Genomic DNA, 24770 nt, shown 5'->3' on the forward strand with positions numbered 1-24770 from the left:
TCAGGAGGCGCACACCGAAGGCAGCGCCCGCGCGAGGCCCTTGAGGTGCAGTGCGTCGAACCCGCGCGCGTGGGCGTCATGCAGCGCCGCCGCCGTCAGCAGTGGCCCGCAGGCCGGAGAGGTACGCGTGGGGGCCACCGCCCGCAGTGCGTCCAGGAGCCGCGTCGTGATCCGGTCGAGCTGCGGGCGCACCTCCGTCGCCAGGTCGGGGCGCTCGGTCGGGCGCTGCTCGGGGTGAGCGTCCCAGCGGGCGTACAGGCCGCTCTGCACCACCTTGTTGGCCTCGATCTGGTCCCGGAAGACGGACTGCGCGAACGCCGGATCGATGCCGAGGCCCGCCGAGCGCTCCGCCACGTCGTCGAGGATCTGCCGCTCGCGCGCCGGGTCGTCGATCGGCGTGTCCGTGCCGTACTTCGCCGCCGCGACCTTGTCCGCGAGGGCGAGGCGCTCCGTGGCGAGCGAGGAGATCGCGGCGAGGGCGCGCGGATCGGCGTGAGCGGTCTGCGACGCGGCGGTGGGCGCGGCCGGGGCCGCGGATGCCGGGAGGGCCGCCCCGCCGAGGGTGAGCGCGGCGGCGGCGCCCAGGGTGATCAGGCAGCGGGCGGCGGTCGACGTGGTCCGGATGCGCAACGTGGGTCCTTCGTTTCGTACGGGCAACGGGCGTGCGTTTCCCCGAACGTACGTCGAACAACCCCCGGTTCACACGATGGTGCGATCATGTTCCGCCCCGTGGATGCCGGTTGACGGCCACGGGTAGGGCGGCGCCCATGACACACGAGTCCACGCAGCCCTTCCACCTGCCGCGCTTCTACATGCCGTACCAGGCACGGCTCAACCCGCACCTGGACGAGGCGAGGGCCCATTCCACGGTGTGGGCCCGCGAGATGGGCATGCTGGAGGGCAGCGGTGTCTGGGACCAGGGCGACCTCGACGCACACGACTACGGCCTGTTGTGCGCGTACACGCACCCCGACTGCGACGGCCCGGCGCTCTCTTTGATCACCGACTGGTACGTGTGGGTCTTCTTCTTCGACGACCACTTCCTGGACATGTACAAGCGCACGAACGACCGCGCGGCCGGCAAGGCGCACCTGGACCGGCTTCCGCTGTTCATGCCGATGGAGCTCGACACCCCCGTGCCCGAGCCGCAGAACCCGGTCGAGGCGGGCCTCATCGACCTGTGGCGGCGCACCGTGCCCGCCATGTCGATGGCCTGGCGGCGCCGCTTCGCGGAGTCGACCGAGCACCTCCTGAACGAGTCGATGTGGGAACTGTCCAACATCAACGAGGGGCGGATCTCCAACCCCGTCGAATACATCGAGATGCGCCGCAAGGTGGGCGGCGCCCCCTGGTCGGCAGGCCTCGTGGAGTACGCGACCGCCGAAGTCCCCGAACCCGTCGCGCAGTCGCGGCCACTGCGCGTCCTCATGGAGACGTTCGCCGACGCGGTGCATCTGCGCAACGACCTCTTCTCCTACGAACGCGAGGTCATGGACGAGGGCGAACTCTCCAACGGAGTCCTGGTGTTGGAGACCTTCTTCGGCTGTACGACACAGGAGGCGGCGGAGGCCGTCAACGACGTGCTGACCTCGCGGCTGCACCAGTTCGAGCACACCGCGCTGACCGAGGTGCCCGCCCTCTCCGTGGAGAAGGGGCTCACACCCGACCAGGTCGCCGCGGTCGCCGCGTACACGGGCGGACTTCAGGACTGGCAGTCCGGCGGCCATGAGTGGCACATGCGGTCGAGCCGCTACATGAACAAGGAGGCGGCCGCGCAGACCGCCCGGCCACTGGGCGGGCCGAGCGGGCTCGGGGCCGGATCCGCGGACGTACGGGCACTGCTCGACGGGGCCGGTGCCGAGCGCCTGCGCGCGTACACGCACGTGCCGTTCCAGAAGGTCGGTCCTTCCCTGATCCCCGACATCCACATGCCGTTCGCCCTGAGCCTCAACCCGGAGCTCGACAGGGCCCGCGCGCGGCTGCTCCCCTGGACGCACCGCATGGGCATCCTGGGGGAGGGCGTCTGGGACGAGGACAAACTCCGCGCCTACGACCTCCCGTTGTGCGCGGCGGGGCTCGACCCGGACGGTTCCGCGGAGGCGCTCGACCTCAGCTCCCAGTGGCTCGCCTGGGGCACCTACGGGGACGACTACTACCCGCTGATCTTCGGGCACCGGCGTGACCTGGCCGCCGCCAGACTGTGCACCGCGCGGCTCTCCGCCCGCATGCCCGTGAACGGCGAGGAGACACCGCCGCCCGCCAACGCCATGGAGCGCGCCCTCGCCGACCTGTGGCGGCGCACCACGGCCGACATGACCCCCGAGCAGCGGAGCACCCTGAAGGACGCCGTGGAGGTCATGACGGAGAGCTGGGTGTGGGAGGTGGCCAACCAGCTGCAGAACCGCATCCCCGACCCCGTCGACTACCTGGAGATGCGCCGCGCCACCTTCGGCTCCGACCTCACCCTGAGCCTGTGCCGGATGGGCCACGGGCCCGCCGTGCCGCCCGAGATCTACCGCACGGGCCCGGTGCGCGCCCTGGAGAACTCGGCGATCGACTACGCGATGCTGCTCAACGACGTGTACTCGTACCAGAAGGAGATCCAGTACGAGGGCGAGATCCACAACGCGATCCTGGTCGTGCAGAACTTCTTCGGAGCCGACTACCCGACGGCCCTCGGTATCGTGAACGACCTCATGACGCAGCGCATGCGGCAGTTCGAGCACATCGTCGAGCACGAACTGCCCGTCCTCTACCAGGACTTCGGCCTCGGCCGCGATGCGCGTGCGGCCCTCGACGGCTATGTCGAGGACCTGCGGAACTGGACGGCGGGCATCCTCAACTGGCACGCGAACGTCGACCGCTACCGCGACGACTGGCTCGCGAGTCGCGCCCACGGCTTCGTCCCCGGCCGCGTTCCGGCGCCTCCGGTTCCGATTGGTTTCAACAACTGCACGTCCGGATGGGGCGATTCGGGGAACTTCGCTGGGGCGCCAGCCGTCTTGTGAGGTGAGACGGCCGTGCAAGGCCGCGACAGGCCGGCCGTTCGCGGCCGTGCAACGGGGAAGATGTGAGAACACACGGGGGTGTTCTTTTCATGACCGAATTTTTCGAGCGCATCACGGACAAAATCACCGGGGTCGAGGAGGCCGCGAGCGAGATCGCCGCGGCCGCCATGGGGGAACTGGCGCCGTACGTGGCGCCGTTGACGGTGCCGCCGGTGCTGCGGCCCGACTCCGATGACGTACTACAGGAAACGGAGATCGCGCTGCGGCCCACGTGGCAGCGGCTGCACCCGCAGCTCCCGCCGACGCTGATGTGGGGCTACGAGGGGACGGTGCCGGGCCCGACGATCGAGGTGCGGCGCGGGCAGCGCGTCCGCATCGCCTGGACGAACCGCGTTCCGAAGGGCAGCGAGTACCCGGTGACGTCGGTGGAGGTGCCCAATCCGCCGACCGAGCCGGGGCAGGACCCGCCGCCCCCGCCGACCACGCAGCCCGGCCGCGGCGGCGTCCCGGCGAACGAGGACGTGGCGGCGCTGCCCGCCTGGACCGTGACGCACCTGCACGGCGCGCAGACGGGCGGCGGCAACGACGGCTGGGCGGACAACGCGGTGGGCTTCGGCGACGCCCAGCTCTCCGAGTATCCGAACGACCACCAGGCGGTGCAGTGGTGGTACCACGACCACGCCATGAACATCACCAGGTGGAACGTGTACGCGGGCCTCTACGGGACGTACCTGGTCCGGGACGACGAGGAGGACGCCCTCGGGCTCCCCTCCGGGGAGCGGGAGATACCGCTGCTGCTCGCCGACCGGAACCTGGACACGGACGAGGACGGCAAGCTGAATGGCAGGCTGCTGCACAAGACCGTGATCGTCGACCCGGCGAACGAGGAGACGGGCAAGCCCGTCTCCATCCCGTTCAGCGGCCCGTACACGACGGTCAACGGGCGGATCTGGCCCTACGCGCAGGTGGACGCGGGCTGGTACCGATTCCGCCTGGTGAACGCGTCGAACGCGCGGATCTACAACCTGGTGCTCGTCGACGAGGACGGCGACCCGGTGTCCGGCGTCATGCACCAGATCGGCAGCGACGGCGGACTGCTGCCGCGGCCCGTCCCGCTCGACTTCGACGACGCGCTGCCGACGCTGCCTGTCGCGCCCGCCGAGCGCATGGACCTGCTCATCGACTTCGCGGCCCTCGCGGGCAAGCGGGTGCGCCTGGTCGACAAGGGGCGCAATGAGGCACCGGGTGTGCCGGACGTGCCGGGCGATGTGCGCTTCCCGCACGTCATGGAGTTCCGCGTGGGCGAGTGCGGCGACACCGACCCGTTCGTGCTGCCCGAGGTGCTGTCCGGGTCCTTCCGGAGGCTCACGCACGACATCGAGCACGGCCACCGGCTGATCGTCCTGACGCCGCCCGCGACCAAGGGCGGCGGCGGACACCCGGAGATGTGGGAGATGGTGGAGGTCACCGACGACACCGAGGGCGCGGAAGGGGCCGACGACATCCAGGTCCCCACCGACGGCGTCATCCAACTCGTCGACGACAAGGGCCAGTTGAAGACCTACCGGCGGACCGCCCGGACCTTCAACGACGGGCTCGGCTTCACCATCGGAGAGGGCACCCACGAGCAGTGGAGCTTCCTCAACCTCGCGGTGAACCCGCCGGTCGTGCACCCGATGCACATCCACCTCGCCGACTTCCAGATACTCGGCCGGGACGTGTACGACGCCTCCGGGTTCGACGTCGAGGTGGGCGGCACGGTCAAGCCGGTCGCGTTCGACCCGAACGCGGTGATCCCGCTGCCGCCCAACGAGCAGGGGCACAAGGACGTGTTCCGCGCCCTGCCCGGCCAGATGCTGCGCGTCATCGGCAAGTTCGACGGGGCGTACGGCCGGTTCATGTACCACTGCCACCTCCTGGAGCACGAGGACATGGGCATGATGCGGCCCTTCGTGGTGCTTCCGAAGGAAGCCCTGAAGTTCGACCACGGGGCCGGGCACGGCGGTGACCACGGGGGTCACACCGGCTGATCGGCCGACCTGACGATTCGGGAGGTGCACGGGGTGCCGGGCGCCGGCGTTCGAGCCGGCCCCGGCACTCTCACTCGTTCGTGGATCGTCGTGGGCGTGCGCGGAGGGTAGGGCTCTGGCCGTGGCCGAGTGGGCCAGGGACCGGAGGTGGGCGACCCATGGAACAGACTGCGCTGCGTCCCAGGTCGATGCCGGGGTCCGGGGGCCGGGCATCGACCGCGACGCCTAGGCCGGAGCCGTCGGCCGACCCGCTGACGAGACCCGCACCCGCACCGGCACAGAAGCCCGGCAGGCCGCACGCCGCCGCCCGGCGGCGCGGCAGGCGCCTGTGCAGCGTGCTGTGCGGGCTGCTGTGCGCGGTCCTGCTCGTCCTCGCGGGCATCGGCCTCGGCACCGTCGGAGCCACCGTCATCGGCATGAGCAAGCTCGCCGAACTGAAGAGGCAGACCCCGCCCTCCGTACGGCCCGCGGACCCGTCGCCGAGCAGCCCCGCCCCCACACCGGGGCCCACCACGGCGCCCGCGCCGCCCGCGCCCCCCTTGTCGAGGGGCGGGCTCGGCGTGGAGGTCGTCGACGCCCCCAAGACGCCGGGCGCGCTCGTCGTGGCCGTGCACATCCCGGGCCCCGGCTACACCGGCGGCCTCGTCCGCGGCGACGTCCTGGTGGCCCTCGGCGCCCGGCGCGTCGGCTCCGCCCTCGACCTGGCGGCGCACGTGGCCGACGTCGCGGACAACCGGCCGGGACGGCAGGTCGTCGTCACGGTCCGGCACGCGAACGGGGAGCTGCAGAAGCTGGCGGTCACACCCGGGGTGCTCACGTGACGTCCGCGTTCGCCGCGCGCCCCGCCCACGGCGCCTGAAATCATGGGCAGAGGTCGGTCTCGCGCCGCCCCGCGCCGCCGGGCAGGATGGCTGCCCGTACGACGCCGCACTTCCGTAGGCGCCCACCCGTACGAAAGGCCAGGACATGACGACCGGTACACCCGCGCCCTTCACCGCCGCCGACTACAAGGCCCGCATGGACCGTGCCGCGCAGTCCGCCGCCGCCGCGGGGCTCGCAGGGGTGCTGGTCGCGCCGGGCCCCGACCTCGTATGGCTCACCGGTTACCACGTGCCGGCCGACACCGAGCGGCTCACGCTTCTCGTGCTGGCGGCCGACCAGGAGCCCACGCTCGTCGTACCGACCCTGGAGGCGCCCGACGCCGCCAAGGCCGCCGGCGCGGACGCGATGACGCTGCGCGACTGGACCGACGGCAAGGATCCGTACGACGTCACGGCCCCGCTGCTCGCCATGACGGGCCGCTTCGGGGTGAGCGACAACGCCTGGGCGATGCATCTGCTCGGCCTGCAGAAGACACTCCCGGAGACGTCATACGTATCACTCACCGAGGCCCTGCCGATGCTGCGCGGCGTGAAGGACGCCGCCGAGCTGGAGCGCCTCGCCGCCGCGGGCGCCGCGGCGGACGCCACGTACGAGGAGATCAAGAAGGTCGCCTTCGCGGGCCGCCGCGAGAACGACATCGCCGGTGAACTGTCCGAGCTGCTGAAGCGGTTCGGGCACTCGCAGGTCGACTTCACCGTCGTCGGCTCGGGCCCGAACGGCGCGAATCCGCACCACGAGGCGAGCGACCGCGTCATCCAGGACGGCGACATGGTGGTGCTCGACTTCGGCGGCCTCAAGCACGGCTACGGCTCCGACACCACCCGTACCGTGCACGTCGGCGAGCCGACCGACGAGGAGCGCGAGGTGCACGACATCGTCCGGGAGGCGCAGACCGCGGCCTGTGACGCGGTGCGGCCGGGCATCGCCTGCCAGGACGTCGACCGGGTCGCCCGCAAGGTCATCACCGACGCCGGGTACGGCGAGTACTTCATCCACCGCACCGGGCACGGCATCGGCGTCACCACCCACGAACCGCCCTACATGATCGAGGGCGAGGAGCAGGAGCTGGTGCCGGGCATGTGTTTCTCCGTCGAACCCGGCATCTATCTGCCGGGCCGGTTCGGCGTCCGCGTCGAGGACATCGTGACCGTCACCGAGGACGGCGGCCGACGCCTCAACGCGACGGCGCGCGAGCTGGCGATCGTGGGCTGAGCGGCCATGCCGTCGACGCCCCGGCAGCCCACTGCCGACGCCGTGCGCCGCGTCCTGGAGGCGATGCTTCCGGACGCGGGCGCTCCCCAGGTGCGTCCCGTCACGGAGGGCGGCGAGCACTCCACGTGGTGGGTGGGCAAGGCGCACGTGCTGCGCCTCGCCACCGACGGGGCGATGTCCGCGCGGCTGCGGCGCGAGGTGCGCCTGCGTGATCTCGTACGCCCCCACGTCCCGGTCGCCGTGCCCGCCTCCGTGGCGACGGGGGAGTGGGCGCCCGGCCTCGCCTGCACGCTCGACAAGCGGCTGCCCGGGGAGTCCGCTGAGGTCAGGGACGTCACCGCGGCCGGCGAGGAGGACCTCGGCGGGCTGCTCGCGGGGTTGCGCGCGGTGCCGGTCGCGCGGACCGTGCCGATCGGCGTGCCGAAGGTGCCGCCGCGCTCGCTGGAGAGCCTGCGCCGCGAGGCGGGCGCCGCGGCCCTGAAGCTCGACGCGGACGGCGAGTTCGAGGCCGAGCGGCTCGACCAGCTCGCCGCGCGGGCCGTCGCACAGCTCGTCCCGCAGCCCGACCCCGTGCTCGTCCACCACGACCTGAAGGGCGAGCATCTGACGGTGTCCGCGGACGGCCGGGTGCGCGGCGTCCTCGACTGGGCCGACGCGGTCGTCGGCGACGCCGCGGAGGACATCGCCGGGCTCACGATCGCGGTGGGCGCGCGTGCCGCGGTCCGCTCCGCGACGCTGGCGGGATACGGACCGCGGTCGTGCCTGAGGGGGCTGTGGCTGGCCCGGTGCGACGTCCTGGTGCGGCTCGGGGACCGGCTGTACGGCGCCGACGACAGCCCCGAGGGACTGCTGCGGGTGCAGCTGGAGCGGGCATGGGAGGCGATCCTGCTGGAGCTGGTGTCGGAGGGCTGAACCCGCCTCCCGTCCGCCCTTACGACGCTACGACGCTACGGCGCTACGACGCTACGGCGCCACCGCGATCACGCAGGACTCCGCCGGGACCGTCAGCACCCCGTCCCTGCCCGGCAGTTCCACCGGCTCCCACGCGGCGAGCAGCCGTGCCACGGGCCGCCCCAGCGGAATCGACACCGGTACGTCCGACAGGTTCACCGCCACCCGAAGATCGCCGCGCCGGTAGGCGATCCACCGTGCCCGCTCGTCGTACGCGACCTTGACCGCGGCCAGATCCGGGTCCTGGAGGTCCGCGCGGGCGCGGCGCAGCGCGATGAGCTCGCGGTACCAGGCGAGCACGCGCGCGTGGTGGCCCGTTCCGCGCTCTTCCCAGTCCAGGCAGGAGCGCTCACGGGTGGCCGGGTCCTGCGGATCGGGGACGGAGTCCTCGGCCCAGCCGTGCGCCGCGAACTCCCGCCGCCTGCCCTTGCGTACGGCGTCGGCGAGAGCGGCGTCGGTGTGGTCGGTGAAGAACTGCCAGGGCGTGCTCGCGGCCCACTCCTCACCCATGAACAGCATCGGTGTGAAAGGACCGGTGAGTACGAGCGTCGCCGCGCACGCGAGCAGCCCGGGGCCGACGAGCGCGCCGAGTCGCTCGCCCCGCGCCCGGTTGCCGACCTGGTCGTGGGTCTGCGTGTAGGCGAGCAGCCGGTGCGCGGGGACGGTGGCGCGATCCAGCGGGCGACCGTGGTGGCGGCCGCGGAACGTCGAGTACGTGCCGTCGTGGAAGAAGCCGTGCGCGAGCGTCTTGGCGAGCGCGGCCATCGGCTGCCGCGCGAAGTCCGCGTAGTAACCCCGGCGTTCACCGGTGACGGCCGCGTGCACGGCGTGGTGCACGTCGTCGTTCCACTGCGCGTGCAGTCCGATCCCGCCTTCCGAGCGCGGGGTGACGACGCGCGGGTCGCCGAGGTCGGACTCGCCGACCAGGAACAGCGGCCGGCCGAGGTCCTCGGCGAGCGCGTCCACGGCCGTCGAGAGTTCCTCCAGGAACGGCAGGGCGCGCTGGTCGTGGAGTTCGTGGATCGCGTCGAGCCGCAGTCCGTCGATGCGGTAGTCGCGCAGCCAGGCGAGCGCGCTGCCGATCAGGTACGCGCGTACTTCGTCGGAGCCGGGCGCGTCCAGGTTCACCGCGCTGCCCCACGGAGTGTGATGGGTGTCCGTGAAGTACGGGCCGAACGCGGGCAGATGGTTGCCGGAGGGGCCCAGGTGGTTGTGCACGACGTCGAGCACGACACCGAGGCCGTGCTCGTGCGCGCTGTCGACAAAGCGCTTCAGTGCCTCGGGCCCGCCGTACGGCTCGTGCACGGCCCACAGGTCGACCCCGTCGTAGCCCCAGCCGTGCCGCCCCGGCATGGGGCACAGCGGCATCAACTCCACGTGAGTGACGCCCAGGTCCGCGAGGTGGCCGAGCCGCCCCGCCGCGGCGTCGAGCGTGCCCTCCTTCGTGTACGTGCCCACATGGAGCTCGTACAGGACCGCTCCGGTCAGTCCGCGTCCCTGCCATCCGCCGCGCCACGCGTACCGCCTGTGGTCGACGACGGCGCTCAGCCCGTCCGGGCCCTCGGGCTGCCGTCGCGAGCGCGGGTCGGGCAGCACCGGACCGTCGTCGACCGCGAACCCGTACCGCGTGCCGTCGGCGGCATCGGCCTCACCGGACCACCACCCGTCTCCTCGATACGGGTCACGCGACAACGCGCGCGTGGTGCCCTGTTCGTCCTCGGCGCCCCGTGTGTGGAGCGTTACCTGTTCGGCCTGTGGTGCCCATACCTCGAACTGCACGGACCGTTCCCCCTTGTGACCGGATGCCTGCCGACAGTGACGGATGGTTCCCATGGTGCGCCAGTTGTGATCGTCGCGGGGCCGTTTTGCCTCGCTGGGTCGCGCGTCACACGAAGTCCAGGGCCACGGGCCGCTCGCCCACGCCCCCGGTATTCTGGACACTTCGGCCTCCGCTGCCCGACAATTCCCGTTGTGACGTCCTCTTTTGAACACCACACGCACCCGGCTCGGCTCTCCGATGCCGAGCGGGACCGTGCGCTGAAGGTGCTCAGGGACGGCGTCGCCATCGGCCGGCTCTCTCACGACACGTTCGTGCGCCGCATGGAGTTGGTGTTCGCCGCCCGGAGGACCGAGGACCTCGACCGGCTCACCGCCGATCTGCACCAGGAGAACCGCTGGTCGCGGGCGCTGTTCGGCACCGTGGGCGCGGTCTCCGGGTTCACCGTGCGGCTGCGCAGGGCGTGGACCGTGGAGCGGCTGCCGAAGCTGCTCCTGCCGCCGCCCGCGTCCCCGTACCCGCTGCGCATCGGCCGCGACCCCGCCAACGGGCTGCGGCTGAGCCACGACACCGTCTCGCGGGTGCACGCCGAGCTGAGCCGGCAGGCCGGGATGTGGGTGCTGCGCGACCTCGGCTCGACCAACGGCACGTCGGTGAACGGGCGCAGGGTGATCGGCGCGGCGGTCGTCCGGGACGGCGACCAGGTCGCCTTCGGGCGGATGTCGTTCCGGCTGTCCGTCGACTGACCTCAGGTCGCGTGCTCACCCGCGCGCGTACTGACCCGCCCTCGTGCGTACTCACCCGCGCGCGTGCCGCACCGCCGCCACCGTCGTCCGCGCCTGGTGCTCGATCTGGTGGGCCACCGGCACCCACCGCGCCCCGAACCGCTCGGCGTACGCCTCGCACCACCGGGTGACGAGGGCGTCGAGGCGGGGCGCCGCCACGTCGTCGGCCTCCTCCAGGACCCGCAGGAGCATCGCCGCGGCCCGCAGCGGAAGCCGCCGGGCGAACGCGTCGATGCTGCCCACGTACGCCATCGTGGCGCCCGGCGGCGGCGGTTGGACCCAGTCGTCCGCGAGCCCCGGCACCAGGCCCAGGGCCCAGCAGGCGGCCCCGAGGAGCGGGCCGCCGGTGTCCGGGAGCCGGGGCATGGCCTCCGTGAGGATCTCCTCCACGAGCCGGGTGTCGCGGCTGAGCCGGGCCGACAGGCGCCGCAGCGCCCGCTCGGGCGCCGGATGCGGTGCCGGGTCGTCCACCAGGTCGCTGGCCCACATCGGGACCTCCACGATCGCCGTGGAGCCGCCGTAGCGGTGCGCGTGGTGCCACGTCGACAGGCGGGCGTCGTCGGGCAGGCTCGGGAACGCGGCCTGCGCGTCCAGGTCCGGCATCACATGCACGCCGCGCCCCGACGTCGGCCAGCCCGCCGCGTCCGAAGCCCCGGTCTCCACCGGTATGTGCAGCTCGGCGGCCGACTTGGCGAAAGGCTCGGCGAGCCCCGGTATGTCCCGCGTCAACTGCACCCAGCTGCCGCCCAGTTCGGTGCCGTGCAGGGACACCTGGAGGTAGGGCCGCACCTCGTCGATCACGCCGACCAGGGTCCTCGTCTCCGGAGGGAGCCGGTCCGGGGGCAGCACGGACGGCGACCACTCGGGCTGCTCCGCGCCAGTGGGCCTGAAGAAGCCCCGGTGGTAGTCGAGCAGCGAGTGCGGCTCCGGAGCGTTGTGCAGGGCCGCGCCGTCCGGGTCCGCGCACAACAGGAAGTGCCACGACCGGTCGGTACGCAACTCCCGGTCGAACAACGCCTTTTCGGCCAGGTGCAGCGCCGTGGAGCCCCCTGTGGGCTCATTGGCGTGCGCCCCCGCCACGATGAGCGTGGCGCGCCGGTCGTGCCCTACGGACAGCAGATGCAGGGGGCGCCCCCCACGCGACGTACCGACCTGGCGTAGGTGACACAGGTCAGGCCGGTGAGACGCCAGCTCCCGCGCTGACTGGACCAACTCGGCCGAGGTGGGGTACCGCTGCTCCGTCAGGTGACTCACCCCCGTTGGTGCTCCCGGCGTCAGCAATCCGCAGTACCCCATGCTCCGCTCCATGTGTCAAGAAGGCCTATACAGCGGCCCCGGGCCGCTCGGCAGGGGAGAGTTCACGCCACCGAGGCCCCGCGCAGGTCAGACCCGCGCGTCACTCTGAGTCACCGCTGTCACTCGTACGGTGGAACGGAGGCTGCGTGACGAAGGCCTCGATGGTGCGCTGGGAAGAGCCGCGCGCAGCGACCGGTGCGCGCCCCGGTACAGAGTGGAGTCCCGCGGTGCTGTGCCCTTCCGGACCGGTCTCGTATCCCGACGCACCGGGCTCCTACCCGCGCGCGGGCGCTGCGACGCAGCTCCCGAGCCTCGCCTCCCCGCGGACCGCCCACGATCCGTTCCCGCTGTACCGCACCCTGCGGGCCACCCACCCGCTGCACCTCGACGAGCCCTTCGGCGCGTGGCTCCTCAGCCGCTACGTGGATGTGCGCACGGCGCTCGCCGAACCCCGGCTGGTCGCCCCGCCGCCCGGCCGCACCTTCGCCCACCTGGAATCGGACACGCACACCGCACAGCGCGCGCTCCTCGCACCGGCCCTCCAGGGGCGCGCGCTGGCCACCCTGAAGGCGAGCGTCGAACGCACCGCCTACGTACTCGCGCGCCGCCTCACCCGGCGCCACGAGGTCGATCTGGTCGAGGAGTTCTGCCACTGGCTGCCTGCCGTGGCCGTCGTCCGCGCGCTGGGCCTGCCCTACGAGGGCACCGCCCACGTCGCCGCCCTGTGCCGCGCTGGGCTCACCCACCTGGGCGGTGCCCCCGACGCCCTGGACGTCTTCCTGCGCCCGCAGATCGCCCGCCGCCGCGCGCACCCGAAGGACGACCTCCTGGGCGCCCTGTGCGCCGCGCGGGCCGACGGGCGGCCGCTGTCCGACGACACGGTCTCCGGGCTCGCCGCGACGCTCCTCGGCGCGGGCGGGGACGCCACCGCCAGGGCCCTCGCCGCGCTCCTCGCCAACCTCCTCGACCACCCCGAGCAGTTGGCGCTGGTGCGGACCCGCCCCGAACTCGTCGACGCCGCCTGGGCCGAGTCGCTGCGCCGCGACCCCGCCGCGCACGTCGTCCTGCGCAGGGCCCTCGCGCCGGTCCCGGTGAGCGGCGGCACGATACCGGCGGGCGCCACGGTCGCGTGTCTGGTGGGGGCGGCGGGCAGGGACGCGACCCGGTTCGCCGACCCCGACCGCTACGACCTGTTCCGCGCGGCCCCGGGCCAGTTGGCCCACGGCACCGGGCGGCACCGCTGCCCGGGCGTCCAACTCGCCCGCCTCATCGCCGACGCGGGCCTGCGCGCCCTGCTGGCGGCGCTGCCGTCGATGGCGTGGGCGCCGGGCTTCAGACCCGCCTACGAGGGCCTGCTCACCCGGTCCCCGGCGGCGCTTTTCGTACGTCTGCGGTGAGGGTGCGCAGGTCTTTGTCCTCGTGATCGTCGGCCTCGTGGTCGTCGGCACGGACGAGGAGCGCCACCGGGAGGTGTGCGAACAGTTCGGCCATGCGTGCGTGCCCAGCGAATCGCTGCTCCGGGACGAGCAGGTCGACCCATTCGCCTTCGGGGAGGGCGAGTTGTGTGGTCCGCCAGCCGCCGTCGTCGGCGAGCCGCAGGGAGAGCCGGGTCGCTGCCACGACCACGCGGCCGGAGCGTGTGTAGGCGACGCAGTGCGCCTGGGCGGGGCCTTCGGCGGGCAGCGGCTGGTAGGTGGCGGCGCCGCCGAACCAGGCGGGGTGCGCGCGGCGCAGGCGCAGTGCGCGCCGGGTGAGTTCCGCTTTGGTGCTGTGCTCCTTGGGGGTGAGGGAGGCGGGTGTGCGGTTGTCGGGGTCGACCAGGGCGCGGTACTCGTGCTCGGTGCCCTGGTAGAGGTCGGGGACGCCCGGCATCGTGAGGTGGACGAGGGCGGCGCCCAGGATGTTGGCGTGCACGTGGGGCGCGAGGCGGTCCATGAAGCGCAGTACCTCGTCGCCGGGCGGTCCGCACGGTCCGGACGCCACGAAGTCGGCGACCGCTCGTTCGTAGTCCGCGTTCTGCTCCGTCCACGTCGTGAACAGGCCCGCCTCACGCGCGTGCTTGAGCATGGCGTGTTGCAGTCGGGCCGGATCGGCGGGGCCGAGTCCTGCGACGGTCTGCCAGGCGGCCCAGGCCAGTTGCGCGTCGGGCGCGCTCGCGCCGCCGCCGCGCGCGGTCTGTTCGGTGACCTCCCCGAGGAGGTCCTCCCATTGGTCGGGGCACTGGGTCAGGACGGAGATTCCCGCCCGCACGTCGGCGCTGCGCTTCGTGTCGTGCGTCGACAGGACCGTCGACGTGTAGGGCCAGTCGCGCTGGATGCGCGCGCAGTACGCGTGGAACGCCTCCACGGACACCGCGGGGTCCCCGGGTGAGCCGCCCACTTCCAGGGCCGACAGGAGCGGCGTGTGGCGATAGAAGGCGGTGTCCTCCACCGATTTGGCGCGCAGTGCGGAGGCGGTCTGGGCGAACCGGGCGCCAAACGCGGTGTGTGCGGGGTCCGTGCCGTGCTGGCCGAGTGCCAGCTCCCGTACGGTGTCGACGGCGCGGGCCTCTTCGGGCACCGTGAACGCCGCCTTCGTCTCGCGGGCCGCGGATGCCGTCAGGACGGTCTCGGGGGCGGCGCCGCCGGCCGCGTAGGGCCGGTAGACCGGGACCCGCACCAACAGCTCGCACAGCGCCGTACGCAGCGCCCACGGCGCGTGGTCGCGCAGCTGCGGGTCCCGGGCGCACAGCGCGGCGGCTTCGCGGGTCAGGCGGCTCACCTCGGTGGCCAGTTCGTGGGTGACGACGTGGTGCGCGGCACGCCGTACGGTCGTCGGCCAGTGCCCGCCCCGGTCTGCGGAGGCGCCCGTGAACCGGCGGAACAGGCCCAGGAGCTGACCGGCTCCCGCCGGGTCGGTGAACAGGCCGTCGATATGGCGCAGCGCGTCGTAGCCGGTGGTGCCGGCCACCGGCCACGACGCGGGCAGCCGTTCCCCGTCCTCCAGGATCTTCTCGACCACCGTCCACCGGCCGCCCGCGGCCTCGCTCAGACGCTCCACGTAGGCACCGGGATCCGCGAGTCCGTCGGGATGATCGATCCGCAGCCCGTCGATCACGCCCTCGGCCAGCAGTGCGAGCACCGTGCCGTGTGTGGCCTCGAAGACGTCCGGGTCCTCCACCCGCACGGCGATCAGGTCCGAGATGGTGAAGAAGCGCCGGTAGTTGAGCTCGGTGCGGGCCAGGCGCCACCAGGCGAGGCGGTACCACTGGGCTTCCAGCAGCTCCGGGAGCGGGAGGGTTGCGGTTCCGGCGCGCAGCGGAAACGCGTGCTCGTAGTAGCGCAGGGTCTCGCCGTCGACCTTCAGGTGCGCCAGTTCCTCGCCGAGCGGGCGGGCCAGCACCGGCAGCAGCACCCGGCCGTCGTGGGCCTGCCAGTCGATGTCGAACCAGCGCGCATACGGGGAGGCGGGACCGTTGCGCAGCATGTCGCGCAGGGGGCGGTTGTGGGACACGGCTGCCGCCATGTGGTTGGGCACCAGGTCCACGACCAGGCCCAGTCCGTGCCCGCGCGCCGTGCGGGACAGGTGGCGCAGGCCGTCCTCGCCGCCCAGTTCCGCGCGTACGCGCGTGTGGTCCACCACGTCGTAGCCGTGCGTCGAACCCGGCACCGCCTCCAGGACCGGCGACAGATGCAGATGCGAGACCCCCAGGGACGCCAGATACGGCACCGCCACCGCCGCGGCGGCGAACCCGAAGTCCGGTTGCAACTGCAGCCGATACGTCGCCGTCGGAGTCGAAGGCGGCGAAGTCGCAGTCGAAGGCGACGTCGGCGACGAAGGCGCGGGCGGCATCGGGGCTGGAGGCGTCATACGAACCTACGTACCCGCGCCGCCGCCTTTCGTGTCATCACCGCATGCATACGTGCACGCGTGCCTCGTTAACGTCGGACGATGCCTGGTACATCCAACAAGGCCGGTGGAACGCTCGACGCGTACCGCAGGGTGCTCGCGGCGACGGGGCGCCCGCTGCCCGTCGTGTCGTTCCTCGGGCGGCTGCCGGTCGCGGTGATCCAGTTCGGCAGCGTCCTCCTGGTGACCCGCACCAGTGGCTCCCTCGCCACCGGAGGCGTCGTCGCCTGCGCCCTCGCGCTCGGCCAGGTGGCCATGGGGCCCTTCGTCGGGAGGCTCGCGGACCGGCGCGGCCAGCGCCCCGTCGTCCTCACCCTCGCGCTGCTCAACGGGCTCGCGATCGCCGTCTACACGCTGGGCGCTCTCGCGGGACTGCCGACGGCCGCGCTGATCGCGCTCGGCATCGTCGCGGGCGCCACCGTCCCCGGCATCGGGCCGCTCGCGCGTGCCCGCGGCGTCGCCCTCGTGCGCCGTGAGGGCGGCGACGAACGGGTGGTGAACGCCGTGCTGTCCCTGGAGTCCACCATGGACGAGCTCAGCTTCGTCCTCGGCCCCGCGCTCATCGGGATCGCCTCCGTAGTGGCGCACCCCGCCTACGCCTTCGGCGCGGCCGCGCTCCTGGTCGCGGTCTGCGGCGCCGCGTTCGCACTGCACCCGTCCGCCACGGCGGTACCGCCCGCCCCGGCCGGCACGCGGCCACGCGCGCGTGCGGACCGGCCACGGCTGCCGCGCCAGGTCCACGTGGTGCGCGCCGGGCTCGTCCTACTCGGCATCCTGCTCGGCGGTTGCGGTGCCGGAATCACCGCGCTCACCGAGGAGTTGGGGCACGGCGACCAGGCGGGACTCGTGTACGCCGCCATGGGTGTCATGAGCGCCGTCGTCGGCCTGTCCATGGCGGCGGTGCCCGCCCGGTTCACACTGCGGAACCGCTGGCGCGTCGCTACTGCGGCCGCCGCCCTCCTGTCGCTCCCGCTGATCGTCACGCACTCCATGGCGCTGCTGTACGTCGCGGTGACCGTCTTCGGCGCGCTGTTCGCCCCCAACCTGATCACCGGGTTCGGGCTCACCGAACAGGCCGTGCCGCGCGAACGGCTCGGTGAGGGCATGACGGCCGCCGTGAGCGCGTTCGTCGGCGGGCAGGCCGTCACGCTCGCCGTGGCGGGCCGTCTCGCGCAGGCCCACGGGGCCGCTGCCGCCTTCGCGGTGGGCAGCGTGGCCGCCGGGCTCGCCTTCCTCGTCGCGCTGCGCGTACGGCCCCTCCAGGCGACCGGCGAGACGGCTACGCCGGCCGTTGCAGCACCGTGAGGCTGCGGCCCTCCAAGGTCACCCGGTCACCGGCCTGCACCTTCTGGCCCTCGCCCGCCGAAAGGCCCTCGGGCAGCGCCGTGTCGACCACGGCCTGCCACTGGCGCCCGTGGTCGACCGGGACCACGAACTCCCTCGGCTGCGGCGAGGCGTTGAACAACAGCAGGAACGAGTCGTCCTGAATGTGCTCGCCGCGCGCGCCCGGCTCCGAGATCGCGCTGCCGTTCAGGAACACGGACAGGGCACGGGCCTGCGCCACACCCCAGTCCCGCTGCGTCATCTCCTCGCCCTCCGGGGTGAACCACGCGATGTCCGACAGGTCGTCGTGCGTGCCCTCCACCGGGCGGCCGTGGAAGAAGCGCCGCCTGCGGAACACCGGATGGTCTCTGCGCAGCCGCACCATCGCGCGCGTGAACTCCAGGAACGGATCCGGCGAGGCGTCGGGATCGGCCCAGCGCACCCACGCCACCTCGTTGTCCTGGCAGTAGGCATTGTTGTTGCCGCCCTGGGTGCGCCCGAACTCGTCTCCGTGGCTGAGCATCGGGACGCCCTGCGACAGCATCAACGTAGCGATGAAATTGCGCATTTGGCGGCTACGTAGGTCAAGCACCGCCGCGTCGTCGCTCTCGCCCTCGGTGCCGCAGTTCCATGACCGGTTGTGGCTCTCGCCGTCGCGATTGCCCTCCCCGTTGGCGTCGTTGTGCTTGTCGTTGTACGACACCAGGTCGCGCAGGGTGAAACCGTCGTGGCAGGTCACGAAGTTTATGGACGCGAGCGGGCGGCGTCCGTCGTCCTGGTAGAGGTCCGAAGAGCCGGTGAGGCGGCCCGCGAACTCGGCGAGGGTGCGCGGTTCGCCGCGCCACAAGTCCCTTACGGTGTCGCGGTACTTGCCGTTCCACTCGGTCCACAAGGGCGGGAAGTTTCCCACCTGGTAGCCGCCCTCACCGACGTCCCAGGGCTCCGCGATCAGCTTCACACGGGAGACCACCGGGTCCTGCTGCACCAGGTCGAAGAACGACGACAGACGGTCCACTTCGTGGAACTGCCGGGCCAGGGTGGCCGCCAGGTCGAAGCGGAACCCGTCGACGTGCATCTCCTCGACCCAGTAGCGCAGCGAATCCATGATCATCTGGAGTACGTGCGGGGACCGCATCAGGAGCGAGTTCCCCGTCCCCGTGGTGTCCATGTAGTAACGCGGATCGTCGGTCAGCCTGTAGTAGGACGCGTTGTCGAGGCCCTTGAAGGACAGCGTCGGACCCAGATGGTTTCCTTCGGCCGTGTGGTTGTAGACCACGTCCAGGATGACCTCGATGCCTGCCTGGTGCAGTGCCCGGACCGCGGACTTGAACTCCAGGACCTGCTCGCCGCGGTCGCCCCACGACGCATACATGTTGTGCGGAGCGAAGAAGCCGATCGTGTTGTAGCCCCAGTAGTTGTTCAGCCCCATCTCGACCAGCCGGTGGTCGTTGACGAACTGGTGCACCGGCATCAACTCCAGTGCGGTGACACCCAGTTCCGTGAGGTGGTCGATGACCGCCGGGTGGGCGAGCGCGGCGTACGTGCCCCGCAGCTCCTCCGGCAGCGAAGGATGCCGCATCGTCAGGCCCTTCACATGCCCCTCGTAGAGCACCGTCTCGTGGTACTCCGTGCGCGGCAGCCGGTCGTCGCCCCAGTCGAAGTACGGATTGACCACCACCGACGCCATCGTGTGCGGCGCCGAGTCCAGGTCGTTGCGCTCGTCCGGTGAGTCGAACGGATAGCCGTACACCGACTCGTTCCAGTCGATCCGCCCGCTGATGGCGCGCGCGTACGGGTCGAGGAGCAGCTTCGCCGAGTTGCAGCGCAGGCCGCGCGCGGGCTCGTACGGGCCGTGCGCCCGGTACCCGTAGCGCTGCCCCGGCATGACCCCCGGCAGATAGGCGTGCCGCACGAAGGCGTCGGCCTCCCGCAGCTCCACCGCGGTCTCCGAGCCGTCGTCGTGCAACAGGCACAGCTCGATACGGTCGGCGGCCTCCGAGAAGACCGCGAAGTTCGTCCCGGCGCCGTCGTACGCGGCACCCAGTGGATACGCCTGTCCAGGCCAGACCTGCATGCTGACGACTCTTCCTTCCCGAGCTCAACTACGTATGAGCAGGGGATACCCCATTGGCCCGGCGGTCCGGGCGGCATCGGACACTCTCTGCCCGAAAGTGAGGCAACCACACGGGAGTTGGCGCCCTCTTACAGGCCGACCACGTCGGTCCGGCACGCCCTTGACCGGGGCTGCCGGGGAAGTTGGGGGAAGATGTGCGCACAACTGTAAGACGCCATCTCGGGAAGCTGATGGCGGTGGGGGCGCTCGCGGTCGCGGGCTGCGCCGTCGCGGTCGGCGTGACACTGCCGGATGACGGCGGGAGCGACATGACCAGGGCGGGGGCCGCAGGGCGGGACGCGGTGGCTCCGGAGGGCACCGTGGAGCCCGCACCCGCACAAGAGGCGAAGGGGGTGGGGCGCGATCCGCTCACGGACGCCGAGATGGAGCGCGCCCAGAAGCTGGCGACGGCGGGCAACGGACTGCGGATGGACGCGCGGGACGTGGAGGGCGACCGAGGCCCTCAGCGCCTGTCGACGAACCTGACAGAGGTCGACCCCGGCCTCAGCGGTGCCGCCGCCGGCGAACGCCGTGCCGACGTCGTGTACTACGACTACAAGAGCGACTCCGTCGTCACGAAGACGGTGAACCTCGACACGGGGAAAGTCGAGGACAGCAGGACCGACCAGGGCGTACAGCCGCCGCCCAGCCAGGACGAACTGACAGAGGCGGCCCAGCTGTTGATCGCGGACCCGCTGGGCGCCGACCTGTTGGGTGACTACAAGGACGCCACCGGCAAGCAGCTCGCGAAGCCGGACCAACTGCAGCTGAGCGGCATGGTGTTCCGCAAGAAGACCGTCGCGGACGTCCCCGCAGGACTCAAGGAGTGCGGCGAGCACCGCTGCCTGCGTGTCATCACCAAAGTCGTCAACGGGCCGTGGATCGACACCCGCGACCTCGTCGTCGACCTGAGCGCCCGCACCGTCTCCCGCCTCGGCTGAGGACTTCGCCGACCCCTCCTCCATGAAGGAGCGCTTCCGTATGCACGTCAACAGAGTTCCGCGCGCCCGCACAAGGCCCGCACTCGCGGTCACGGGCCTCGCGGTCACCGCGCTGCTCGCCGGCCTCTTCGCCACCGCACCCGCCGCCACGGCCGCCCCGCCACAGGCGCCCGCGGCCGCCGCGCCCGCCTGCTCGGACGCGTACCGCATCGAGCAGACCCTCGACGGCGGCACCACCTGGCGCATGTGCTGGCACTACAACACGCTGGCAGGGCTCGTCCTGGACGACGTCAGCTACCAGCCCAAGGGCGAGGCCCAGCCGATCCGCGTCCTCACCAGCGCACGGCTCGCACAGGTCCACGTCCCCTACGACGACGGGGAGGCCGAGTACGACGACGTCACCGGCACCGACTTCGGGCAGGCCCTCCAGAACCTCAAGCCCGCGGAGTGCCCCGGCGGCACCATCAAGACCGTCAAGGTCCCCGACATGGGCAACGTGAAGGGGCTGTGCACCACCACGCGTGCGCGTGGGCACGCGTACCGGCTGAGCGACGACTACTCGACCGGAGGCAGCGGCAAGGTCTACAGCGCCCAGGGCAAGGACCTGCTCGTCTACACGGTCAACAAGGCGTCCTGGTACGAGTACATAACCGAGTGGCGCTTCGCCTCCGACGGCACCATCACGTCCAACGTGGGCGCCACCGGCAGCCTCTCCCCGTACGACTACGACGGCACCGACGGCAAGGGCTGGCCCATCGGCAAGGGCGCGAGCGCCTACGCCGAGAGCCACAGCCACAACGTCTTCTGGAGGCTCAACTTCGGCCTGGACGGCTCGCCCAAGGCCAAGGTCGAGCAGTACGACTCCAAGGTGACGCCGCCGCAGGGGGACGGATCACCCACGACGAAGACGACCCGCACCCCCGTCACCAAGGAACTCGCGGGTGACGTAAAGGACATGCGGTGGTGGCGCGTGGTCTCCACCGCGGGCAAGAACAAGGACAACCACCCCAGGTCGTACGAGTTCGTGCCGGGCCGCTCCAACAGGTTCCCCGGACGCGCCTTCACCAAGCACGACGTCTACTTCACCGAGTACAAGAAGTGCGAGAAGTACGCGAGCGACAATCCGGCGGCGAACTGCGGGGGCACGAGCGTCAACAAGTGGGTGAACGGTCAGACCCTCAAGCACCCGATCACCTGGGTCAACATCGGGTTCCACCACATCGCCCGTGACGAGGACCAGCAACCCATGCCGGTGCACTGGCAGGGCTTTTCACTGGCCCCCAGGGACGTGACCGCTATGAATCCGCTCACTCCCGCCGACCTCGCGGGACAGAACGGCGTTCCCCGAAACGGTAGTTGAGAAACTGGCGGCTTCATCCGGCTGCATCGCCACCCGCTCCCGGAGTACCCTTCCTTGATCGTTGCTGGGGGCTGTGCTCTTCGAGTTCGGGCTCTTCACATTCGGGCTCGACAAACGCGGGGGAGCGGAAGGCGGTGCGGAGCGGGTGAGCTCGGGAGGGCTGGAGCTGCCCCCTGGTGACGACGGTCACGAGGGCCAGGACAGCCAGGAGGCAGCCTCCACGGAGATCCCGCCCGGAGCGGTGTCGCTGGCCAGGCCCATGGACGTCATGTCCCAGATCGGACCGGAGCTGGACTGGGGCGCCGACGCCTGGGGCGAGGTCCGTACGCGCGCGCAACGCGCGGGGCGGGCCTACATCTGGCTGAACCTGGTGGAGCAGCGGCTGCGCGCCGTCGTCGCCGCCGTGCTCCGCCCTGTCTACGCACCCGTACACGGTGAGGACTGGGTGGTCGCGGCGGCCGGACCCGCCGGGCAGGAGTGGGTGCAGCGGGCCGTCGCCGTGCGCGAGGTCAGCCGCCGCAAGGGCTATCTCCTCGACCCGGCCGACGACAACGTCCTGTCGTTCCTGACCCTGCCGCAGCTGCGCGAGCTGATGGTGCAGCACTGGCCGTGCTTCGAGCCGTACTTCGACGACCGCCGCGACGTCGAGCTCGCCCTGGACGAGCTGGAGGTCACGCGCAACGTGGTCTCCCGCAACCGCGCCCTCTCCGAGACGGTCCTCGCCCAGGCCGAGCGCGCCTCCTCCCGCCTCCTGGACATACTCGGCGCCGGATCCGACGTCCCCTCGGCCCGCCGGCTGCCCGTCGACGCCGTCGAGGAGCTGGTCGGCGACCGGTACGCGGACGTGGTGGGGGTGCACCCGGACCGGGTCAGGCTGCTGCGCCAGTTCCCTGCCGAGGATCTCTTCGGCGGGGCGCGGCGCCTGGACGCCATCGGCATAGGCCTCAACCTGCTCGCGCAGAACTTCTCGGGCCGCCGCCTGGTCCGCCTCGCCGAGTCGGGCTGCCGGATACGGCTCCTCTTCCTCAACCCGGCGTCCAGCGCGGTCAAACGGCGGGAACGGGAACTCGGGCTCAAGCGCGGCGAGTTGAGCCGCTCCGTCGAGATGAACATCCTGCACATGCGCCGGGTGCGGGCCCGCCTCAGGGACCCGGACGCCTTCGAGGTCCGCGTCTTCGACGAGACGCCGCGCTTCAACGCCTACCTCGTCGACGGCGACGGCTCGGACGGCATCGCCGTCGTCCAGGCCTATCTGCGCAGGACGCGGGGGATGGAGGCGCCGGTCCTCGTGCTGCGCGGCGGAGGGCGCGTCGTCAAGGCGAGCGCGTCGACGGATACGGGGGAGAACGGCCTTTTCGTGACGTACCGCGACGAATTCGAGCAGGCCTGGGCGGACGCGCGGCCGGTGTCGTAGCGGCCTCGGCCGGGCCCTGACGGGCGTCCGGCCGGATTGTCAGTGGGGCGTGCGAAGGTGGTGGTCACTGGGGGAACGCACCACGAGAAGGGGGCTGCCATGGGCTGGCACCGCGAGCTGCTGATCGGCTTCGACCTGGAGACGACCGGGACCGATCCGCGCGAGGCGCGCATCGTCACCGCCGCCGTCATAGAGGTGAGGGACGGCGCCGTCCTCGGCCACCGGCAATGGCTGGCGGACCCCGGAGTGCCGATCCCCGAAGAAGCCATCGCGGTGCACGGTGTCACCAACGAGCGGGCGGCCGCCGAGGGCGAACCGGCCGACCGGGTCGCCGACGCCCTCGCCGAGATACTCGTGGGCTACTGGCGCACGGGAGTCCCCGTGGTCGCGTACAACGCGACGTTCGACCTCACCCTGCTCTCCGCCGAACTCGCCCGGCACGGACTGCCGTCCCTGCGTGAGCGCCTCGCGGGGATGGAGCCAGGACCGGTCGTCGACCCGTACACGATCGACCGCAGCGTCGACCGCTACCGAAGGGGCAAGCGCAACCTCGAAGCGGTCTGCACGGAGTACGGCGTCCCGCTCGACGCCGCGCACGACGCCTCGGCGGACGCGCTCGCCGCGGCGTTGCTCGCCCGCGCGATAGGCGAGCGGCACGCGAAGGTCGCGCAGCTCGGAGTGGCCGAGCTGCATCGCAGACAGGTGGAGTGGTACGCCGAGTCGGCGGCCGACTTCCAGAACTTCCTGCGCCGGAAGGGGAATCCGGACGCGGTGATCGACACGGTGTGGCCGATGCGTCAGATCCCCATATCGAGCCCGTCCGGCGATTGAGACCCGGTGGTCCGGGGGCGAAGCCCCCGAGCCTGCCGCAGGCACGACGACCTCAGAACGGATACCACCGCACCGCGGGATCCCCGTCCCGGAGCGAAGCGACCCGCCGCCGGAACTCCGCCAACGCCTTCGGGTTGGACGGCGCGTGCTGCGAAACCCATGCGCAGGACGCCGTCTCCCGCGCCCTGCGCAGCACCGCACATCCCTTCCACTCCCGCACGTCCCACCCATACGCGGACACGAACCCGTCGTACGCGGCCGCGGGCAACCCGTACCGGTCCCGCGACAGGGCCATGACGACCAGGTCGTGCTCCCGCAGATCGGAGGAGAACGTCTCGAGATCGACGAGCACGGGTCCCTCGGGCCCGATGTGCACATTGCGCGGCAGGGCGTCACCGTGGATCGGCCCGGCCGGCAGGTGCGGGGTCAACGCCGCGGCGGCGGCCGCGAATCCGTCCCGCCGTTCGCGCAGATAGTCCGCGTCGGCCGGGTCGATCGCGTCGCCCGCGAGCCGCAGCCAGCGCTCGACCCCGCTGAGCAGCTCCCGCCGCGGCAGCTCGAAACCGGTCGGCGCGGGCAGCGTGTGCACGAGCGTGAGCAGCTCCGCCAGATCGCGCGGTTCGGCCGGGCGGACGGCCGCCGGGATCCGGTGCCACACGGTCACCGGGTGCCCGTCCACGACGAGCGCCTCGTCCTGCGCGGCGCGCACCGCGGGGACGTCGTGCGCGGCGAGGTAGGAGGCGATGGCTAGTTCGCGGCGGGCGCGGTCGAGCAGTTCGGCGCCGCCGTGCTCGACGCTGCGCCCGATCTTGACGACGAGGTCGCCGACTCCGAACACGGCGTTCTCGCCGAGCGCGAGCAGCTCCGCGGCACCCGCCGCACGCGCCGTTCCGGCGGTGCCGTCCGCGACGTCCGCCTGCGCCAGCACGTCCCGTGCCCGTGCCTCGTCCATGCTGTGC

At 71.9% G+C, this 24770-nt stretch carries 18 protein-coding genes; 12 read left to right on the plus strand and 6 right to left on the minus strand.

Annotated elements, in window-relative coordinates; all coding sequences use genetic code 11:
* The gene (locus ACFYWS_RS14390; protein ID WP_389274776.1) at positions 1-630 is read right to left on the minus strand and encodes a chorismate mutase; all 630 of its coding nucleotides are present in this window, start codon (positions 628-630) and stop codon (positions 1-3) included.
* A gap of 137 nt (positions 631-767) precedes the next feature.
* Here ACFYWS_RS14390 and cyc2 point away from each other — a divergent pair, with 137 nt between their 5' ends.
* The 5 genes from cyc2 to ACFYWS_RS14415 all read left to right on the plus strand — a co-directional run bounded on the left by cyc2 (position 768) and on the right by ACFYWS_RS14415 (position 8044).
* The gene (gene cyc2 / locus ACFYWS_RS14395) at positions 768-3008 is read left to right on the plus strand and encodes a germacradienol/geosmin synthase Cyc2 (protein WP_389274779.1); all 2241 of its coding nucleotides are present in this window, start codon (positions 768-770) and stop codon (positions 3006-3008) included.
* Positions 3009-3097: 89 nt separating this feature from the next.
* Positions 3098-5038, plus strand: a complete 1941-nt coding sequence (phsA, locus tag ACFYWS_RS14400; RefSeq protein WP_389274782.1) for an O-aminophenol oxidase PhsA — start codon at positions 3098-3100, stop codon at positions 5036-5038.
* Positions 5039-5196: 158 nt separating this feature from the next.
* On the plus strand, positions 5197-5859 hold the full coding sequence (locus ACFYWS_RS14405) for a PDZ domain-containing protein (protein ID WP_389274785.1): 663 nt from the start codon (positions 5197-5199) through the stop codon (positions 5857-5859).
* Between the two features lie 145 nt (positions 5860-6004).
* Positions 6005-7132: a M24 family metallopeptidase gene (locus ACFYWS_RS14410; RefSeq protein ID WP_389274788.1), complete on the plus strand. Its 1128-nt coding sequence runs from the start codon at positions 6005-6007 to the stop codon at positions 7130-7132.
* 6 nt (positions 7133-7138) lie between these two features.
* Positions 7139-8044: an aminoglycoside phosphotransferase family protein gene (locus tag ACFYWS_RS14415; protein WP_389274791.1), complete on the plus strand. Its 906-nt coding sequence runs from the start codon at positions 7139-7141 to the stop codon at positions 8042-8044.
* Between the two features lie 51 nt (positions 8045-8095).
* Here ACFYWS_RS14415 and treZ read toward each other — a convergent pair whose 3' ends face one another.
* The gene (gene treZ / locus ACFYWS_RS14420; protein ID WP_389274794.1) at positions 8096-9862 is read right to left on the minus strand and encodes a malto-oligosyltrehalose trehalohydrolase; all 1767 of its coding nucleotides are present in this window, start codon (positions 9860-9862) and stop codon (positions 8096-8098) included.
* A 192-nt stretch (positions 9863-10054) separates the two neighbouring features.
* On the opposite strand from treZ, the gene ACFYWS_RS14425 reads away from it, so the two are divergent.
* Positions 10055-10606, plus strand: a complete 552-nt coding sequence (locus tag ACFYWS_RS14425) for an FHA domain-containing protein (RefSeq protein WP_389274797.1) — start codon at positions 10055-10057, stop codon at positions 10604-10606.
* A gap of 51 nt (positions 10607-10657) precedes the next feature.
* Here ACFYWS_RS14425 and ACFYWS_RS14430 read toward each other — a convergent pair whose 3' ends face one another.
* Positions 10658-11899 carry a M14 family zinc carboxypeptidase gene (locus ACFYWS_RS14430; protein ID WP_389274800.1) on the minus strand — a complete coding sequence of 414 codons (1242 nt, stop codon included), beginning with the start codon at positions 11897-11899 and terminating at the stop codon, positions 10658-10660.
* A gap of 188 nt (positions 11900-12087) precedes the next feature.
* Between ACFYWS_RS14430 and ACFYWS_RS14435 the strand changes: the two genes are divergently transcribed.
* Entirely contained in the window at positions 12088-13338 is a 1251-nt protein-coding gene (locus ACFYWS_RS14435; RefSeq protein ID WP_389274803.1) for a cytochrome P450, read from the plus strand.
* On the opposite strand, the gene treY is transcribed toward ACFYWS_RS14435, so the two are convergent.
* Positions 13298-15772: a malto-oligosyltrehalose synthase gene (gene treY, locus ACFYWS_RS14440; protein ID WP_389275678.1), complete on the minus strand. Its 2475-nt coding sequence runs from the start codon at positions 15770-15772 to the stop codon at positions 13298-13300. The genes ACFYWS_RS14435 and treY overlap by 41 nt on opposite strands.
* Before the next feature lie 99 nt (positions 15773-15871).
* On the opposite strand from treY, the gene ACFYWS_RS14445 reads away from it, so the two are divergent.
* Entirely contained in the window at positions 15872-17134 is a 1263-nt protein-coding gene (locus ACFYWS_RS14445; protein WP_389274806.1) for an MFS transporter, read from the plus strand.
* Here the strand turns inward: ACFYWS_RS14445 and glgX are convergent.
* Positions 17109-19226, minus strand: coding sequence for a glycogen debranching protein GlgX (gene glgX / locus ACFYWS_RS14450; RefSeq protein ID WP_389274809.1), 2118 nt, complete (start codon positions 19224-19226; stop codon positions 17109-17111). The two genes, ACFYWS_RS14445 and glgX, sit on opposite strands and share 26 nt — an antisense overlap.
* Positions 19227-19420: 194 nt before the next feature.
* Between glgX and ACFYWS_RS14455 the strand changes: the two genes are divergently transcribed.
* From ACFYWS_RS14455 to ACFYWS_RS14470, 4 genes are all read left to right on the plus strand, one after another.
* Positions 19421-20206 (plus strand): Tat pathway signal sequence domain protein, encoded by a 786-nt coding sequence (locus tag ACFYWS_RS14455; protein ID WP_389274812.1) that lies wholly within the window; start codon positions 19421-19423, stop codon positions 20204-20206.
* 40 nt (positions 20207-20246) lie between these two features.
* Positions 20247-21566 carry a copper amine oxidase gene (locus ACFYWS_RS14460; protein ID WP_389274815.1) on the plus strand — a complete coding sequence of 440 codons (1320 nt, stop codon included), beginning with the start codon at positions 20247-20249 and terminating at the stop codon, positions 21564-21566.
* A gap of 145 nt (positions 21567-21711) precedes the next feature.
* Positions 21712-22980 carry an SAV2148 family HEPN domain-containing protein gene (locus tag ACFYWS_RS14465; protein ID WP_389275682.1) on the plus strand — a complete coding sequence of 423 codons (1269 nt, stop codon included), beginning with the start codon at positions 21712-21714 and terminating at the stop codon, positions 22978-22980.
* A gap of 99 nt (positions 22981-23079) precedes the next feature.
* A complete protein-coding gene (locus ACFYWS_RS14470) occupies positions 23080-23811 on the plus strand; it encodes a 3'-5' exonuclease (RefSeq protein WP_389274818.1) in 732 nt (243 codons plus the stop codon).
* A gap of 52 nt (positions 23812-23863) precedes the next feature.
* Here ACFYWS_RS14470 and ACFYWS_RS14475 read toward each other — a convergent pair whose 3' ends face one another.
* A complete protein-coding gene (locus ACFYWS_RS14475) occupies positions 23864-24763 on the minus strand; it encodes a phosphotransferase enzyme family protein (RefSeq protein WP_389274821.1) in 900 nt (299 codons plus the stop codon).
* Between the last annotated feature and the right edge of the window lie 7 nt (positions 24764-24770).

Origin of the sequence: Streptomyces sp. NPDC002795, from assembly GCF_042888725.1 — a bacterium.
Classification (GTDB): domain Bacteria; phylum Actinomycetota; class Actinomycetes; order Streptomycetales; family Streptomycetaceae; genus Streptomyces.